The sequence below is a fragment of the Bacillus sp. TE9106W genome, from assembly GCF_054062215.1.
This window is the reverse complement of the sequence record NZ_JBSSFA010000010.1, coordinates 143008-158902: the sequence shown is the minus strand read 5'-3', so window position 1 is coordinate 158902 and position 15895 is coordinate 143008. Positions and strand designations below refer to the sequence as shown.

Below are 15895 nucleotides of genomic sequence, written 5' to 3'. Positions count from 1 at the left end.
TATTCACCTCATATCTTTAAGTAGCTTATTAGCTTTCTCACAACAAATTTAGCATCCGCCCCAACTCCCCTTAATGTCGCAGAAGAAAACGAACGTTGACCTTCCAAACCAACATAATATACCCCTTGGACTTCTGTACTTACACCAGCTATTTGTATAGGTCTTCCTTCTGAGTCCAGTGCTCCAATAGAATTGAAATAAGAGAGAGTAGGATGATAGCCCGTTGCAAAAATGACCGTATCGATTGGATCCTTCTTCCCATCAGGCCAAACTACACCATCAGTGTAAAAAGATGTAAACATAGGTCTTTGATCTGGATTCCCCCTAGCTAATCGTTCCTTGTAATCACCTAAATCGATGACTCCACCTGAACTCGGTGCTGTTTTTCCAAATCGCCAAAACGGAAAGGTATCTATGCCTAATACTTTAAGCCAAAAATGTAAGTCCTTCCCCCACACTTTTTGTTTCATAAGTTGAACAGGCTTTCGGACAGCTAAAGATACTTTACTTACATCGGCCAGTTCGAGCGCAATTTGGACAGCTGAATTTCTCCGCCCCACCACCACTACTCTTTGATTCATATAATGATTCGGACTCCGATACATAGCGGAATGTATAATATTCCCCTTGAATTTCTCTTGATCCTTTATTATCGGATTAGACGGACTGTGAAAAGAACCAGTTGCATTTATAATAGTTCTAGTCTGAAATATCTCTCCAGACCCTGTTAGAACTTTAAATATTTCGTCTTCTTTTTCTACAGATTCTACTCGCTGATTTAGCATAACTGGTAGCCGAAAATTTCCCACATAATTTTGCAAGTAATCAATTACTTCGTTCCTCGTGGGATAATCATCAGGATGACCCGGGAATTGCATACCAGGTAACGATGAAAAACGTGCGGGAGAAAATAATTTAAGACTGTCATAATAGTAAGGCCAAGACCCAGCTATTCTCTCACTCGCTTCTAATATTAAAAACTGTAATCCTTTTTTTTGAAGGTGATAACCAGACGCAAGACCAGCTTGCCCTCCTCCAATTACAATGGAATCTAATATTTCTTTCATCTTTATCCCACCTCTGATTTACTTATTTAATTAGATTGTTTCAATTCTTGATACGCTTCAAGGAAACTCTGATAAGTTTTCTTTCCTAAACTGTTTTTTTCGAGTCTGAACATACTTTGAAAAACATAATCCTTTGCATTTTCAACATTACATTGGTGGGCATTCATTATTAATCTTATATAAGATACAAAATAGTCTTTCTTTAAATTACCCGCATGATTAATAACCATTTCATTGTGTTCTCCTTTCAAACTTAATCATTCTGTAAGGAGGGGTAATATAAATTACTCCTCCTTACAGTTATTCTCCTTAACAACAAGATTCTGTACCACAACATGAATCATCTACTTTATTAGGCTTTAAATTTACACTACAAACACCAGTCTCTGGCAAATCAAGTTCTACTTTTTCAGCTGCCTCATAATCACCAGTAAGGTAAGCAACTATAGATCTAACTTGTTCATAGCCTGTCGCCATAAGGAAAGTAGGCGCTCTTCCATAACTTTTTGAACCTACAATATAGAAATCTTTCTCTGGGTGTCGAAGCTCTTTTTCACCATGGGGACGAACAGTACCACAACTATGAAGGTTAGGATCGATTAGTGGCGCTAACGCCTCTACACTTTCAGTAGCAGTATCAATAGAAGTACGTATTTCACTTATCATAGATAAGTTAGGGCGATTCCCTGTATTTACAATCATCTCATGAATATCAGTAATTTTTATTTCTTGTTCATCTTGATAACCTACAATGTCCATTCCATTTTTTGTTCTAACTACGTATTGAATTTTATATGGTGTCATTACTTCTACATTTCCTTCATCAACCAATTGATGAATACGGCTACCTAAAGTACCACGTGCTTCAAGAGCATCTTTTTCCTCTCCCCCGTATGCTTCTTCCACACGTTGCTTTCTCATAATCCATACAATCTTAGTCCCTGGATAGGATTCCTTTAATTTTGCCAACTCCAATAAAGCATTGATTGCAGAATGACCACTTCCAACAACAGCTACATGCTTATTGGCATATCGCTTTTGTTCATTTCCTAAGATATCTGGAATACCATAAAAAATATGCTCGTTAAGGGATTGCTCTTCTTTCAACCAAATACCATTAGAATTTGCCGGATTTGGATTTCCCCACGTACCTGAAGCATCTATCACTGCTCTAGCTTCATAAACTTGAAGTACACCTTCTTTTTCTGTATAGATCATGAATGGCATTTTTTCACGATTCGCTGTTTTCATTTTATCCGTATCTTTCCTACCTATAGATAACACTTTTGTATTCAAATGGATAAATGGTTTAATTTCTGGAAGATTCGCAAGCGGTTGTAAGTATTGTTCTATAATTTCTCTTCCTGTTGGTAATGCGTTTATGTCTGGTGATTCCCAGCCATGTTGTTCAAGAAGAGCTAGAGCTGCTTTATCTATGTTATATTGCCAAGGTGAGAATAACCGCACATGGCCCCATGTAAGGATGTTTGAACCTATATTTGCCCCAGCTTCTAATAAGATAAATGATTCATCATGTTTTGCTAAATGTGCTGCCGCTGCCAACCCTACGGGTCCTCCCCCAATAATGGCTATTGGTAATCGTTTTAATCTCTGCATATCAGTATTGTTTTGTAGTGTTTGATTTTCCGTTCCGCAACACTCCTGTACTTTGAATGAAAGTTGAATAGGTTTCATGAAAAAAACCTCCTTATTTTCTCTAAATTTGCAAGTGTAGTTCCTTAATTGGATCCATTAAATCAAAAAAAATTGATTTAAAAACCATAATTATTATTCAAGTTTAATCACTTATCAAAAGTTATATTAATCAAGAAAAATTGATTTAAGATATATTAAAACGCTATTTCGTCCCAAACAAAATTATGACATAGGACGAAATATACAGCATAATTGCTCAGATAATAGTGCGTCTACTTCTTTTTTATTAATGTTATAGTAACTCCATGTTCCTTTTGTTTCTTTCGTAATAAGGTTTGCATCAAGTAAAAGTTTTAAATGATAGGAAAGTTTTGATTGTGGTAATTCAAGAACACCAGTTAAATCACATACACAAGTTTCTCCGCGCTGACACAATTCGTACAAAATGTGTAACCTTTTTTGATCTGCCAATGCTTTAAACTTCTTTTCATACGTTTCAAAGGTTTGGGTAGTTGATTGATTGTACAACTTAATTTCTTTCATGGTAATTTCCTTTCATCAATTTTTTTTGATATTTATAATATATACGCATTTCATTACTTTTACAACTAATAAATCAATTTTGTCACTTTACTTATAATTTTGCCGCAGTTGGAATCATAAACTTGCCTAAAATCGCTTATTTTAGAAGATATTTATCTAATTGTTCAAAGAAAATAGAAGCATAACTTTGCCATGAGTTTGTTATTAACCCATAAGCTTGCCTAAAAAATAAAAAAGGACAAACTCTAGTTAGTATAAGTTTGTCCTTTTTGTTTGCTATTTACCTAGAAACGTCATGTTAACCACACATAAATGTGACAGCTATTTAACCCAATCGGTCTCCTTTTTTTACTTTTTGTTGAGGTTCTATCAGTACAACACCTTGTTCTGCATAAACACCCATCACTAATACTTCCGAACTAAAACCAGCAACCCTCATTGGTGGGAAATTTACTACACCAAGTACTTGTTTACCAATAAGATCGGATAGCTCATAACATGCAGTTATTTGCGCACTACTTTGTTTAATTCCTATTTCATCACCAAAATCAACCCAAAGCTTATATGCTGGCTTTCTCGCTTTCGGGAATTCTTCTGCACGGATGATCTCTCCTACACGCATATCTATTTTTTGAAAATCATCAAAAGTTGCCATATTTATTCCTCCTGAAAAATTATCATTCTACAAACAATTATTTATTAACAAAGTAATCTTTAATTAATCCTGTTTCTCTCTAATAACTAATAAAACTCCTATCAAAATTAAGGCAGAACCTATCCAAAACGTTACACCTATCTTTTCTCCAAGAATAAGCCACCCCAGTAATGTTCCAACAACAGGTTGAAAGAAGAAAAATAATCCTCCACTCGAGGCATTAAGCATTTGTAATCCACGATTCCAAAGTAAAAATGCAACGGCTGTTGAAATAATTCCTAAATATAAAAGTCCTCCCCAAATAGTTGGACGAGTTAGCTGAGAGAAATCAATTGCATGTAACCTTGGTAAAACAAAAGGGGTTAACACCATTAAAGCTACCAAGGTGGAATAAGTGGTTACCACAATCTGTGAATAATCACTTGGCAAACGCTTTACAAGAACAGACATAAGCGCCCATGTTAAAGCTGCAATAAGAAGAGAAATACCGCCAAGCACACTTGACGTATTCAAATCACCAATTCCGACAATTATAATGACTCCAATTGTCGCTAAACAAACAGATATACCTTTTTTAAAAGTCAACCGTTCTTTAAGGATTAACCACGCAAACAATACCATAAACGCTGGTGTTGAAGAAGTTATAACGGCTCCCATCTGTGCTGAAGAAAGCATTGTACCCGTTTCTTGAGTAACGATCGAAATAGCATAACCAATAACTCCGATTGCTACAATTATTAAGAAATAACGCTTTTCAATGCGCCATTTTTGTTTTGTTACAAATCCAATAATAAGAAGTGCAACAATAGCTACTAAATAACGTAGCCATACGAGTTCCAATGGTGGAATGACCGATACCAAAACTTTAACAACAACATACATGCCGCCCCATATACTAGAAGCTAGAATTAAATATAAAGAACCTAATAAGGTGTTTTTCATTTTTTGTACCCTCCGCTTTTTCTTTAGGTCTATAAAGCCCCTAACGGAGAGATGTAGTCACTTTCTCTCTATTAAGAGCGGAAAAGTGCTACTGGTACATCGTTTTCAAATAATGGAGCCAAATACATACTGATTCACCTCTAATTTCATACTGAAATATACTATAGTTTTTTATCCTACATGGAATATCGAGATTTATCAAGATAAAAATATTCATTAAAGAATTCAAGTGAATTGCATACATAGAAATAGATATGCTCTATTTTTGAACCATAAGTTTACCACAAATCAAAAGAACCATAACTTTGCCGGATTGGCAAGATTATGGTTCAAATCACAAATTTTTTTTGATTTATTAGTTGTAAAAGTAATTATTAATTAAAAAGACATTTACTAATATCATCCGTAAATGTCTTTTTAATATTAACGTAAACCACTGACTTTTTAAGAAATCCAACTGCTCACTAGATTTACAAATTGACCAATCTTAATAGCAAGTTGAGATCCACCTTCCACCGTTGAATTAATTTCCGTCAAAGCATTTGTTGTTCTTCTAAGAAGAGACGGCTTCGGTTCATGACCTTCCTCGATATTTTGTACTACCTCTCCAACAAAATCTATAGCATCTTCTTGAACATCTTTATTTTCCATAGATGCCCCTCTTAGGAGTTCCATTAGTTCTTGAGCTATTTTTTTAAGCTCCTTCCCCTCATCTTGGTTATTTATTTGATTAGCTTCAATATTCCCTTGTTCTGCATAATTAAATTGTCCTACATTACCTTGAATTAATACTTTCGCATTCGGTTTTTCATCAATTCCCAATTCAATTGCCATCTCCTCTAAATAATCTGTAATATGATTTACTAAAAGTCTTACAACTTGATAATTAAATTCGCGTACTTGATCTGAAAATTTTGCTCCTTTATAGAAAGCATATCCAAATGCTAATTCATGATAATCATTTAAGTGCACTGTTGCATATTTTAAAAGTTGATAAATAAAGCTGATTTCTTCATTATTATCGATAGGAATATCATACTTTGAACCATATGTCTTTAGTCCTATCATTTCCTCTATATTATAGTCTTGTGTATGACATTTACGTATAAAATCATAAATAATAGGTTCACTTTCAATATATGTAACAAACTTTTTAGCCAATCTCATGGTCTCATGTATATCACTTGAATTCAACAAATCTCCAGAGACTCTCCTAAAATTTTTAGAGAGAATTTTAAATTTTTTAATAGGAATAAGAACTGAAGCTTCCAACTAATTCACCCCACAGTATGGACAAAATGGAGAATGACCTGCTTTAGTTAATATAGTTAATTTAGCTTTTCTATTACAACATAAAAACATCACTTCATCTAAATCATCTTTTTCATATAGTACTCTTGGTTGTTTTGTTGTCATAGGTTTCCCAGCTTTAAATTTCATGCCCTTACTTCTTTTCAAAGACTTTTCTAATCCTTTAAATAGATCATTTACCGCTTTTGCCATTTCATTCTCTGCTAATATCATAGCATTTTCCTTAATATCCTCAGTGTAGTATGTAGAAACTGGACAAGGAATACCACAACTAGGACAAAATAACTCAATAACATCATCTTCTTGTACTTCATCGGCTCTTAATTTAAATTCTTCTCCACACAATGAGCACTTAAAGGATGAGAATCCAGCCATGTCGCTTTGTTTAGAAATTATAAATTTTTTTGGCATCACTATAGCTCCCTTTATTATGTCTTAACTAAAAATTTAGATATATATATGCATGTATGTAAAATCGACTTCTTAAATTAATAATTAGTATAATTCTTCAAATTTCTATTTAATATATACATCAATAAAAACAATAATTTTGTCAATACAGAACCCTAACCATTATTAATTCTTTAAAACCTCTTAAAATTCCTTTTTTGACCTATAAAAAAAAGCATGACGTACAATTGTCATGCTTTTTCTCATATAATCTAATAGTATTTTAAGTCTACATCTTTCATGTATCATGTATATCTTTGTTGTAGAATAAATAACCTTCTTGTAATGTATACAACTTTCTTGTATAGTCCACGACTTTGTTGTAATTATACATCTTTCTACTTTAAAACGACTTTAATTTAATAATCTCGCCATAATAAAAAGCATGATACAAAAACACCATATTTTTTGTATCATGCTTTTATCTAACAACTATATTATTTAATGTACAACTTTCTTTTAACGTGTACAACTTTCTTTTAACATGTACAACTTTCTTTTAACGTGTACAACTTTCTTTTAAGTTCACAACTATCCATTATGTACAAATAAACCATCAGGTCTAAAACGACTCATCATAATTTCATTTATAAACTTTCCGTGAGCTTTCAAATTTCCTACCTTTACTCCCTCTTCTACAAATCCGAATTTTTCATATAGAGTTTTCGCTTTAGGATTCGTTTCTAAAACACCAAGTTCCACTCGCTCTAACATTAACCAATTATCAGCCAAATCAAGCATTTTTGTAAGAAGAGCTTTTCCAATGCCTTTATTATGATATTCACTATCTACCCCGATAAACAAATCACCCGAATGAGATCTACGTCCTGGACTTTGGGTTAACCCAACAAATCCAACAACTTCCCCATCATACTCTGCAACAAATTCAAATTGATTTGACGCTAAATTTCGAATTCTATTTTCCATCGCATCTACACGCATGCTAGGTAAGAAAACCATATAAGGTAAAACATCATCTTGTATGCATATACGGTGAATCGCTCTGGCATCTTGTATTTCTACTGCTCTTACTTTGATCGTCATATTTTCTTCCCTCCATATTCTTAACAATACATATTCATTCTAGCCTCCTGCATAAAACCCCTTCTCTCCTTTATTTCTTTATGTTATTTTTATATAATTATTTCGATATAATATTAGATTTATGAACAACTTATCTTATTACCGTTAACTTTTTACTTTATTATATAACGCAAGCAGCTTTTCCATTGGAATACCATTTACTTTCATACCGGTTATATCACAATTTTCTATTTCCATATTTTTTAGATTACTACTACTTATCGTACTCCCTTCTAAATCACATCTATTAAATGAAATAGGATGTTTATTTTCTCCAAGACTTGTATCTTTAAATTGAACTCCACCTAAAGTCACCAAACTAAATTTACTGCCAGAAAGATTTAAATCTGCATATGAAGAACTTCTAAAATTAATATTTCTAAACTTGGATTGACTTACATTACAATTGCTCACATTCATATTCCTTATATTGCTGCCAACAAATGAACTATTTTTTAAATTTACTTGATAATACTCTGTATTTTCCAAGTTGCAGTTTTCGTATTGGCTATTTTTCATGTCTTCATTTTTAAATACACTTTCTTTGTTTGAGCTCGTCCCTATTCTTTTCACGTAACAATACTCATCTTCTGATTCAAAAATTGTTTGGTAACCCATCTTTTTATAAAAATGGTGATTATTAATTTGTCTACTCGATGTTTCGAGATCCCAAATCCTTATGCTTGGATATTCCGTTTCTATTAATTTAATAACATTTGATCCAATTCCTTTCCCTTGATAAACAGGCTCTACAAAAATACGATCAATCCGGCCATATGACTTACCTGAGATCGTAACTATAATTCCCCCGATTATTTTTTCATCCATTATTACTTTATAAGAATCCAATTCTTCGATTGAATATCTCATCATTTCTACTGAAGAATACCCTGGTGGTTGGATGTTATAGTCAATAACATCACCTTGACCACATAACCATCGTTCTGCTTCTTCATCAAATGTTCTTGTCATTATTTCTGTTAATTTTTCAGCATCTAAAGTAGTAGCTTTTTCTATAAATATTAATGTCATTTTTGTTTTCCCCTTTATTGTTACAAGCTAATAACCTTTGCGAACGAAATAATTATCAATTCACTTTTGTTTTTAAAGTTTTTCCCATTATTATATATGGAACATCATTTGTACTTGGGTGAAATGGCTCCAATATATTTACCCACTCTAATCTTTCATATAACGAACGCGCTTTTTCATTGTTTATTTGTGTTGTTAAAACACTCGTTCTATTTAAAATCCCTTTTAGTAGTTCATTATGTAATTTCGTTCCAAGACCTTCATTTTGATGTTGTGGATGAACTGCTAACTCTACAAATTCAAAACAATCTTGTAACCACTCTTCTACTTGCTCTAGATTTAACGCTTCTCTCATTAATTGATTATAGTACTGTCCTTCTAATGAACGATAACCATAAGTAAAACCAACCACTTCATTTTCATCATTTATTGCTACTATACCTTTGAAATCAGCATATTCTACATGTCTTTTCATTCGCTCAATCATCTCATTGAAATTTGTTTTTTCAAATGCCTTACAATACAGTTTTGCCATATTCTCAATTAGGATCTCTTCTTTTTCAATACTTACGAACTTCACTTTACTACCCCCTATTAAATCATGTAAAATTTCATTTAATTGAAAATTAAAATAATTAAAAACAACACTTCTCTTTACTATTAAACTACAAATCAACCTATATTTTCCACTGTAACTCAGTATTAATGAATAAAAAAAGAGACCATGTAATAAAAACATGTTCTCTTCTTTTATTCATTTTCAATTGCACATAATTAAAAATTAGATATTACTTAAGCCACTCGTTGCAACTATTACTTAACTCCTGTAAATCCTCTATAAATCGACTTGCATGATATCCATCACAAATCGAATGATGAACTTGCAATGAAACTGGTAGCATAATCTTATTTTCTTCATTAAAATATTTCCCACAAGTTATAATCGGTAATAGAAAATCTGCATCATTATTAAGATTAAGATTAAATCCAGTAAAACTAGTCCAAGGTATGCTAGAAATCGGAAATATATTAGGCGGAATATTTTCTTTCGTGAAAAGACCATGAACACTAGCATAACATCTCATATCTTCTTCATAATTTTTATAGAAAATGCGGAAATCACTTGAATAATCCGTCCATATACTTGAAAAAGACTTATCATCTTTATGAAAGATTGTATAACTCGGGATCATTTCCTCCCAATAGCCTAAAACTCCTTCATCGTTAAAACATGTTCGAAATTCTTTATGTTTATTTATTATTCTCGAAACTATATAAATAAAAGTCGGATAAAATTTAATTCCCTTTTGATGTACTTTCTTTATCAAAAGCGTAATATCAACATTTACTGTCATACTAAACGTACATTTTAATTCTAAATAGTGTTCAAAATACTGCTCTCTATTCCAATTTTCTCTATCAATTACGTGAAACTTCATTTTAATAGCCTCCTAAAATTTTCTTTTTATTTTAGAAGGCTAATTTCCTTGCTTTCACCATAATTGTTCACTCCTAACAGTTTATATTTCACCCTAATTATTTATTTAATTATATAACATCTGCAAGAATCAATTCACATATTTCTGGAAATCAATCCACATACTATAGATAAATCAAATGAAATTTGGAGGATTCACACATGAATAACAAAAATGTAAATAAAAAAGAAAATGTTATCGAAAACGCTACTTCTATTCAAAATAATAATACTGCAAATCTTAATATCGAAGAACAAGCAATGAATGGCTTATATGGAATGCCAGAAACAACAATTGAAGATGCTGATCACGCTGCAACTGATGATTTGACTTCAAAAAATTAATTACATTGAAAAAGCCAAGGAAAATATCCTTGGCTTTTTCAACTATGCATCCACTTTTTGTATTTCTTCACTCTTTCTTGAAAGTTTCCCTGGCCAAAAAGCAAAGCGGCCTAACACAACTGTGATTGCCGGTACAAGTAATGGTCTTACAATAAACGTATCTAGTAATACGCCAATTGCTGTTACAATACCAAATTGAACGAGCACTTGAATTGGAAGTGTACCTAACACTGCAAAAGTTCCTGCTAAAATTAAACCTGCAGATGTAATGACACTACCTGTTTGTATAACACCATTTTTTACTGCATCCAAATGATTTTGTGTCTTTCTATTTTTCCATATTTCTGAGACCATAAAGATATTATAATCTTCCCCTAAAGCAACTAAAAATACGAATGCGTATAACGGTATTGCGCCTTGAATGGCCGGCGCTCCCATACCATAATGAAGTAATAGCCAACCTGCTCCTAGTGCCGAGAAGAACGATAATACAACAGTTACAATTAAATAAATCATCGCAATAATTGATCGTAAGTAAACAAGCAATAGTAAAGCTATAATGCTAATCATTACTGGAATAATAACCGCTTCATCACGCTCTGTAATTTGCTTTGTATCATATAATGAAGCTGTTTCTCCTCCAATCCATAGTTGATCTTCTGCATTACTAACCCCAGCGTCTTTTAATACTTTTTCTACACTGTTTTTCAATTTAGGTATTTGATCTAACGCTTCAATTGAGTATGGATTTTCAGCTAAGGAAACCTCATACATTTTAATTTGCTTATTTTCTTTACCCTCTTTTGGGTCTTTCACTGTATTTACGAAAGAAAATTTCTCTAGTTCTTGTTTAATAGGAAGCTCTTTTCCTTTCGTATCAACAACAACTTTTACTGGCGCTAGTTCACCAGCTGAGAAATGATCACTAATTAACGTAAACCCTTCGCGTGAAGGCATATCTTTAGGAAACGATTCTAGTAAGTCGTATGTGTATTGAATACGTGGTACAAATGATGCCAATCCACCTAATACAAATACAGTAAGCATAATGATTGTCCACGGTCTTCGTACTACAACATCCCCAAGTTTTTTACTAAAGGCGCCTTTTGATTTTTTAACTTTTACTACTTTCTTTTTCCTTCTTGCTAATTCTTCATTCATCGAAGTTGTTCTCGGTATAAATGGGAAGAATGCAGTTCTACCGAAAATTAATAAAAATGCTGGTAAAATCGTTAAAGCTGCAATTCCCATTATGAATACAGCTACACTAAATGGCACTGCAAATCGATGGAAGGCACCATAATGAGCAAGTAATAATGTTCCTAATCCAAGTACAACTGTTAACGCACTCATTATTATTGCCCCGCCAGAAGCTTTAATTGCAAGTTGCAGCGCCTTATATTTGCTTTCTTCTTCTAACAAGTATTCCCGATATCTCGAAATTAAAAATAAGCAATAATCCGTTCCAGCACCAAACAATAACACTGTCATGATTGATATCGCTTGGGCATCGACTTTAATCCATCCGTGATCAGCTAAAAATCCAAGTGTAGGACTAATAATGCCGTATGCAAAGCCAACAACAAGTAAAGGTAAAATTGCTAATATTGGTGAGCGGTACAATAAGATTAATAAAACCAATACAAGTAATACAGTAGCAACTAACAATTTCACATCTGCTTGACTAAATAAACTAACTGCATCCGTTTGAATACCTACAGGTCCAGATAATCGAACATGTAAACCAGCGTCACTAATTTTTCGTTTGAATGGCTCTTCATCGACCTTGCTATTCACTATGTTTCTTAAATCATCAAGATTTTCTTTTAATATATCTGTTCCAGCTGACTTGTTAAAGAATACCGGTGTAACAAATGATGTACCATCTTTTGATGCACTTTTTGATAATACTTGTTCCGGGATGATATCAAATGGTGGTAACGTTGATTGTTCTTTTAAAGGACTAGCTTTTAACTCTTTATAAACGTCTTGTATGAGTTTATAATCTTGTGACTGTAATCCACCATCTCTATACCATACTACTAACAAAGGATTCCCCACATTATTCGGAAACTCTTTTTTCATAAGCGCTTCCGCTTGCTGCGACATAGCTGTTTCAGGTAAATTTTTCGGATTCGGTTCTTTCGTACTATTTACTTGTGGTAACGTAAATGAAAGTAATAATGTAATAAGAATCCAAACCGATAAAGTGATCCATTGCGTATTCTTCCCTGCTACAAGCCTCCCTAACATATGTAACGGGTGCTTTTTCATAAAAACCCACCTTCCTTTTTTCCTCCATTATTAATTATATATACTGGTCGGTTAATTAATCAAGAATGATTAAAAATTATGTTATAATTATTTCAAGAATACATGTCAGGAGAGAATAGATTTGGAACAAAAACAACGTCCTCTCGGAAGGCCTCGCCAAAATAAAAATACAAAATCTACAAAAGAAACTATTTTAGAAGTTGCAACACGATTATTTCTTACTCAAAATTATCAAGTCGTTTCCATGGATGAAGTAGCAAAAGTTTGTGGTGTTACGAAAGCAACCGTCTACTATTACTTTTCAACAAAAGCCGATTTATTTACCGCTACTATGATTCAAATGATGATACGTATACGTGAGAATATGTCGCAAATACTCTCTACAAACCATACTTTAGAAGAGAGATTATTAAACTTTGCTAAAGTTTACTTACATGCCACAATGGATATCGATATGAAAAATTTTATGAAAGATGCAAAACTATCTTTATCTGAAGAACAATTAAAGGAATTAAAAAAAGCTGAAGATAGCATGTATGAAGTGTTAGAAAAAGCACTCGATAAAGCAATGCAACTTGGAGAAATTCAAAAAGGAAACCCTAAATTTGCCGCTCATGCATTCGTATCTTTATTATCAATTGGGAATTTTAAAGATGAAAATGACAATCCTATTATTGTAAGTATAGATAAATTAGCACAAGAAATCGTTTCTTTTTATTGGAACGGATTAGGTCATTCATATTAAACAGATTTCCTTTAATAAAAAAGCATGTTTGAATTTTTTTCAAACATGTTTTTTTATAATTTAGCATCCATTATTAAAAAATTATTATCTTCGACTTTTACAAATTTTGAAGTTGAATCTTTATATTCCCCTTACTTAATCCCCCATGGTAACAAACTACAGATTCAATATCTAGATTTAAATACTTCTTCAAAGACTGCTGTGCTTCTTTAATATTTAAAGTTGTTGGGGCGTGAATTCCTCCTAACTTTCCATTCACACTATACATCGAGTCTCCTGCAATAAGAGTTTTACTTTGTTTCAAATATAAACTAATATGACCAGGAGTATGCCCTGGAGTATGGAGAATTCGTATTCCACCGCAATATGGAAGTTCTTGCCCGTCAATCACTGTGTCACTCACTTTTCCTTTTGGTGGATTCTCTACATGTACATCTTTCAATAAAGGTAAATCTCCCTCAATATATCGTTTATCTAACTCGTGCGCGTAAACTTTAATATCGCTTACACCATTCTCCAATAAATCAGGGAGGCTACCTATATGATCTATATCCTGGTGTGTCAAAATCACAACTTTTAGCTTATCAACAGATACCCCAACTCTCTTCATCTCTACTTGTATATCTTCGAATTGTCCAGGAAAACCAGTATCTATTAAAACTGCCATTTCATCATTCCATAAAAGAATTGGGTGAATTATAAATTCTTGAAATTCAAGTTGTAACATTTCTACCCCTTTTGCAATCTCCATACAGCAATTCTCCTTTATAATGAAGTTTGAAAATATGTACGAGTAAACTGAAAATATAAAACACCGCTATCTCATAATATGTTTTGTCATCCCAATAGAGAATGCTTCAAAACCTATAGATTCATAGTAAGATTGCAATTTTTGTACACACATAAGTTGTGGAATAACCTTATTTTGTTCGCAGTGCTGGATTAATCGTTTCACTATTTCTTTCCCAATGCCACTAGACTGATATTTGGGCAATACACCTACTCCACAAATAATGCCTGTTATTACTCCATCTGATATGACACACGCCCCATCCCTACTAACTTCCTATCATCAAATGCATATATCGCATACCAACTTTGTTTACACATTTGTTCTAATTCATTCACCGTTAATTTAAGAGAATTCCATCCTAAAGATTCGTATAAAGCAAATAATCCATTAAAATCTGAAGGATGTTCACTTTTGTAACGTATACGATTTCCCATGCAAATACTCCCAATTCTCTAGTTTATTTATATTTTATTGCATATCTCTTTAAAAAATTATGATCTACTTGAAAATAACTAGAACAAATTTCAATACGAAAAAAGAATTCCTTCTCAACATAAAATAAAAAGAAGCTATCTCACTTAAGATAACTTCTTTTATATAAGACTCTCATTATATTCTCAACCAAAAAATATACAACTACATACGATAAGTACAAATAAAACTAATAAACCATTTGAGAAATAACCCATCGAATATTACCCCTTTATCTAATTATGTAAAAGATTTTATCACAAATTTTTTTATTACATAATAACTGAAAAAGACATTGGGTTCATTAGTTATATATGTTTAGTAATATTTTATTTTCGGTCGTATTTTTCTTAACTTAAACCACTTCTCATCCCCTTATACTTAAGTTTTGATAACCTCAGAACAAAACATAAGAAGACCTCAACTTATTGACATCTTCTTTTCAACTACACTAATAGCTAATTCACACTTTTTATCGAATATATCTAAACCCTTCACTAACAGAGACATATATGAAATGCGTTCCCCACTACATAAACATCTATAATCTGATTATTAACATCCTTATAACCTTTAAATCTCATCCTCGGTTATTCTAATAGCTCTCTTATTCGAAAAGATATTTTTAAAAATTCCTACTCCAAAAATTAATAAACCTATACCAACTAACTTATTTATTTGTAATGGGACGCTCTCCATTCCGAACAATCCAAATGTATCAATGAATAACGCCACGACCAATTGAGTAATAAGGCTAATTAGCACCGTATACGCTGGACCTAAATTCTTTATTGCAATCATTATACAAATTATTAACCCGATGCCAAACAATCCACTTACATAAAACAAATAATTTGTAGTATACACTTTAATGCTAATACTGTTTTCTGTAATGATATAAAATAGAATAGAACTTATGAGACCTATTCCAAGAACACATGCAGTTGTTAACCACTGCCCTACATTTTCATTCACTTTTGTATTAAAAACAGATTGTAAGCTAATTAATACTCCAGCTAATATAGCTAAACTAAATCCACTCATCATCCTT

17 protein-coding genes and 1 pseudogene are annotated in these 15895 nt (G+C 32.5%); 2 read left to right on the top strand and 16 right to left on the bottom strand.

All coding sequences use genetic code 11. The annotated features are described in order from the left end of the window. Window positions 1–8: 8 nt before the first annotated feature. From ACVWY7_RS18660 to catA, 12 genes are all read right to left on the bottom strand, one after another. Window positions 9–1067, bottom strand: a complete 1059-nt coding sequence (locus ACVWY7_RS18660; RefSeq protein WP_427328957.1) for a flavin-containing monooxygenase — start codon at window positions 1065–1067, stop codon at window positions 9–11. Between the two features lie 26 nt (window positions 1068–1093). Then, window positions 1094–1297, bottom strand: coding sequence for a hypothetical protein (locus tag ACVWY7_RS18655; RefSeq protein ID WP_071736974.1), 204 nt, complete (start codon window positions 1295–1297; stop codon window positions 1094–1096). Window positions 1298–1376: 79 nt separating this feature from the next. After that, window positions 1377–2762: an NAD(P)-binding domain-containing protein gene (locus ACVWY7_RS18650; protein ID WP_456523906.1), complete on the bottom strand. Its 1386-nt coding sequence runs from the start codon at window positions 2760–2762 to the stop codon at window positions 1377–1379. A gap of 183 nt (window positions 2763–2945) precedes the next feature. Continuing rightward, window positions 2946–3266 carry an ArsR/SmtB family transcription factor gene (locus tag ACVWY7_RS18645; protein ID WP_286096919.1) on the bottom strand — a complete coding sequence of 107 codons (321 nt, stop codon included), beginning with the start codon at window positions 3264–3266 and terminating at the stop codon, window positions 2946–2948. A 325-nt stretch (window positions 3267–3591) separates the two neighbouring features. Next, a complete protein-coding gene (locus tag ACVWY7_RS18640; protein WP_427328947.1) occupies window positions 3592–3921 on the bottom strand; it encodes a tRNA-binding protein in 330 nt (109 codons plus the stop codon). Window positions 3922–3984: 63 nt separating this feature from the next. Further along, a complete protein-coding gene (locus ACVWY7_RS18635; RefSeq protein ID WP_327804169.1) occupies window positions 3985–4863 on the bottom strand; it encodes a DMT family transporter in 879 nt (292 codons plus the stop codon). Between the two features lie 444 nt (window positions 4864–5307). Next, entirely contained in the window at window positions 5308–6030 is a 723-nt protein-coding gene (locus ACVWY7_RS18630) for a hypothetical protein (RefSeq protein ID WP_427328950.1), read from the bottom strand. A gap of 105 nt (window positions 6031–6135) precedes the next feature. After that, window positions 6136–6585: a hypothetical protein gene (locus tag ACVWY7_RS18625; RefSeq protein WP_427328948.1), complete on the bottom strand. Its 450-nt coding sequence runs from the start codon at window positions 6583–6585 to the stop codon at window positions 6136–6138. A 570-nt stretch (window positions 6586–7155) separates the two neighbouring features. Further along, on the bottom strand, window positions 7156–7668 hold the full coding sequence (locus ACVWY7_RS18620) for a GNAT family N-acetyltransferase (RefSeq protein WP_000153567.1): 513 nt from the start codon (window positions 7666–7668) through the stop codon (window positions 7156–7158). A gap of 144 nt (window positions 7669–7812) precedes the next feature. Beyond that, window positions 7813–8739 (bottom strand): GNAT family N-acetyltransferase, encoded by a 927-nt coding sequence (locus tag ACVWY7_RS18615; protein ID WP_078986349.1) that lies wholly within the window; start codon window positions 8737–8739, stop codon window positions 7813–7815. Between the two features lie 55 nt (window positions 8740–8794). Beyond that, entirely contained in the window at window positions 8795–9319 is a 525-nt protein-coding gene (locus ACVWY7_RS18610) for a GNAT family N-acetyltransferase (protein WP_000673969.1), read from the bottom strand. 208 nt (window positions 9320–9527) lie between these two features. Next, on the bottom strand, window positions 9528–10178 hold the full coding sequence (catA, locus tag ACVWY7_RS18605) for a type A chloramphenicol O-acetyltransferase (RefSeq protein ID WP_456523905.1): 651 nt from the start codon (window positions 10176–10178) through the stop codon (window positions 9528–9530). A gap of 200 nt (window positions 10179–10378) precedes the next feature. Here catA and ACVWY7_RS18600 point away from each other — a divergent pair, with 200 nt between their 5' ends. Further along, window positions 10379–10561, top strand: coding sequence for a DUF4021 domain-containing protein (locus tag ACVWY7_RS18600; RefSeq protein WP_071737533.1), 183 nt, complete (start codon window positions 10379–10381; stop codon window positions 10559–10561). Between the two features lie 42 nt (window positions 10562–10603). Here the strand turns inward: ACVWY7_RS18600 and ACVWY7_RS18595 are convergent, their stop codons facing one another. Next, complete coding sequence (locus ACVWY7_RS18595; RefSeq protein WP_456523904.1) at window positions 10604–12835, bottom strand: MMPL family transporter; 2232 nt, start codon at window positions 12833–12835, stop codon at window positions 10604–10606. Window positions 12836–12956: 121 nt separating this feature from the next. Here ACVWY7_RS18595 and ACVWY7_RS18590 point away from each other — a divergent pair, with 121 nt between their 5' ends. Next, a complete protein-coding gene (locus ACVWY7_RS18590; RefSeq protein WP_139242276.1) occupies window positions 12957–13580 on the top strand; it encodes a TetR/AcrR family transcriptional regulator in 624 nt (207 codons plus the stop codon). A 97-nt stretch (window positions 13581–13677) separates the two neighbouring features. Here ACVWY7_RS18590 and ACVWY7_RS18585 read toward each other — a convergent pair whose 3' ends face one another. The 3 genes and pseudogenes from ACVWY7_RS18585 to ACVWY7_RS18575 form a co-directional block, all read right to left on the bottom strand. Next, a complete protein-coding gene (locus ACVWY7_RS18585; RefSeq protein ID WP_456523903.1) occupies window positions 13678–14331 on the bottom strand; it encodes an MBL fold metallo-hydrolase in 654 nt (217 codons plus the stop codon). A 66-nt stretch (window positions 14332–14397) separates the two neighbouring features. Beyond that, window positions 14398–14807: pseudogene (locus tag ACVWY7_RS18580) on the bottom strand (GNAT family N-acetyltransferase). 610 nt (window positions 14808–15417) lie between these two features. Beyond that, window positions 15418–15888: a DMT family transporter gene (locus ACVWY7_RS18575; protein ID WP_073524257.1), complete on the bottom strand. Its 471-nt coding sequence runs from the start codon at window positions 15886–15888 to the stop codon at window positions 15418–15420. Window positions 15889–15895 lie beyond the last annotated feature (7 nt).

Bases quoted from the DNA above. Each gene is read 5' to 3' on its own strand.
- ACVWY7_RS18575 (WP_073524257.1), bottom strand. From the start codon at position 15,888: ATGAGTGGATTTAGTTTAGCTATATTAGCTGGAGTATTAATTAGCTTA.
- ACVWY7_RS18625 (WP_427328948.1), bottom strand. From the start codon at position 6,585: ATGCCAAAAAAATTTATAATTTCTAAACAAAGCGACATGGCTGGATTC.
- ACVWY7_RS18660 (WP_427328957.1), bottom strand. From the start codon at position 1,067: ATGAAAGAAATATTAGATTCCATTGTAATTGGAGGAGGGCAAGCTGGT.
- ACVWY7_RS18640 (WP_427328947.1), bottom strand. From the start codon at position 3,921: ATGGCAACTTTTGATGATTTTCAAAAAATAGATATGCGTGTAGGAGAG.
- ACVWY7_RS18650 (WP_456523906.1), bottom strand. From the start codon at position 2,762: ATGAAACCTATTCAACTTTCATTCAAAGTACAGGAGTGTTGCGGAACG.
- ACVWY7_RS18630 (WP_427328950.1), bottom strand. From the start codon at position 6,030: ATGAGATTGGCTAAAAAGTTTGTTACATATATTGAAAGTGAACCTATT.
- ACVWY7_RS18600 (WP_071737533.1), top strand. From the start codon at position 10,379: ATGAATAACAAAAATGTAAATAAAAAAGAAAATGTTATCGAAAACGCT.
- ACVWY7_RS18585 (WP_456523903.1), bottom strand. From the start codon at position 14,331: ATGGAGATTGCAAAAGGGGTAGAAATGTTACAACTTGAATTTCAAGAA.
- ACVWY7_RS18635 (WP_327804169.1), bottom strand. From the start codon at position 4,863: ATGAAAAACACCTTATTAGGTTCTTTATATTTAATTCTAGCTTCTAGT.
- ACVWY7_RS18655 (WP_071736974.1), bottom strand. From the start codon at position 1,297: ATGGTTATTAATCATGCGGGTAATTTAAAGAAAGACTATTTTGTATCT.
- ACVWY7_RS18595 (WP_456523904.1), bottom strand. From the start codon at position 12,835: ATGAAAAAGCACCCGTTACATATGTTAGGGAGGCTTGTAGCAGGGAAG.
- ACVWY7_RS18645 (WP_286096919.1), bottom strand. From the start codon at position 3,266: ATGAAAGAAATTAAGTTGTACAATCAATCAACTACCCAAACCTTTGAA.
- ACVWY7_RS18615 (WP_078986349.1), bottom strand. From the start codon at position 8,739: ATGACATTAATATTTATAGAAAAAGCTACTACTTTAGATGCTGAAAAA.
- ACVWY7_RS18620 (WP_000153567.1), bottom strand. From the start codon at position 7,668: ATGACGATCAAAGTAAGAGCAGTAGAAATACAAGATGCCAGAGCGATT.
- catA (WP_456523905.1), bottom strand. From the start codon at position 10,178: ATGAAGTTTCACGTAATTGATAGAGAAAATTGGAATAGAGAGCAGTAT.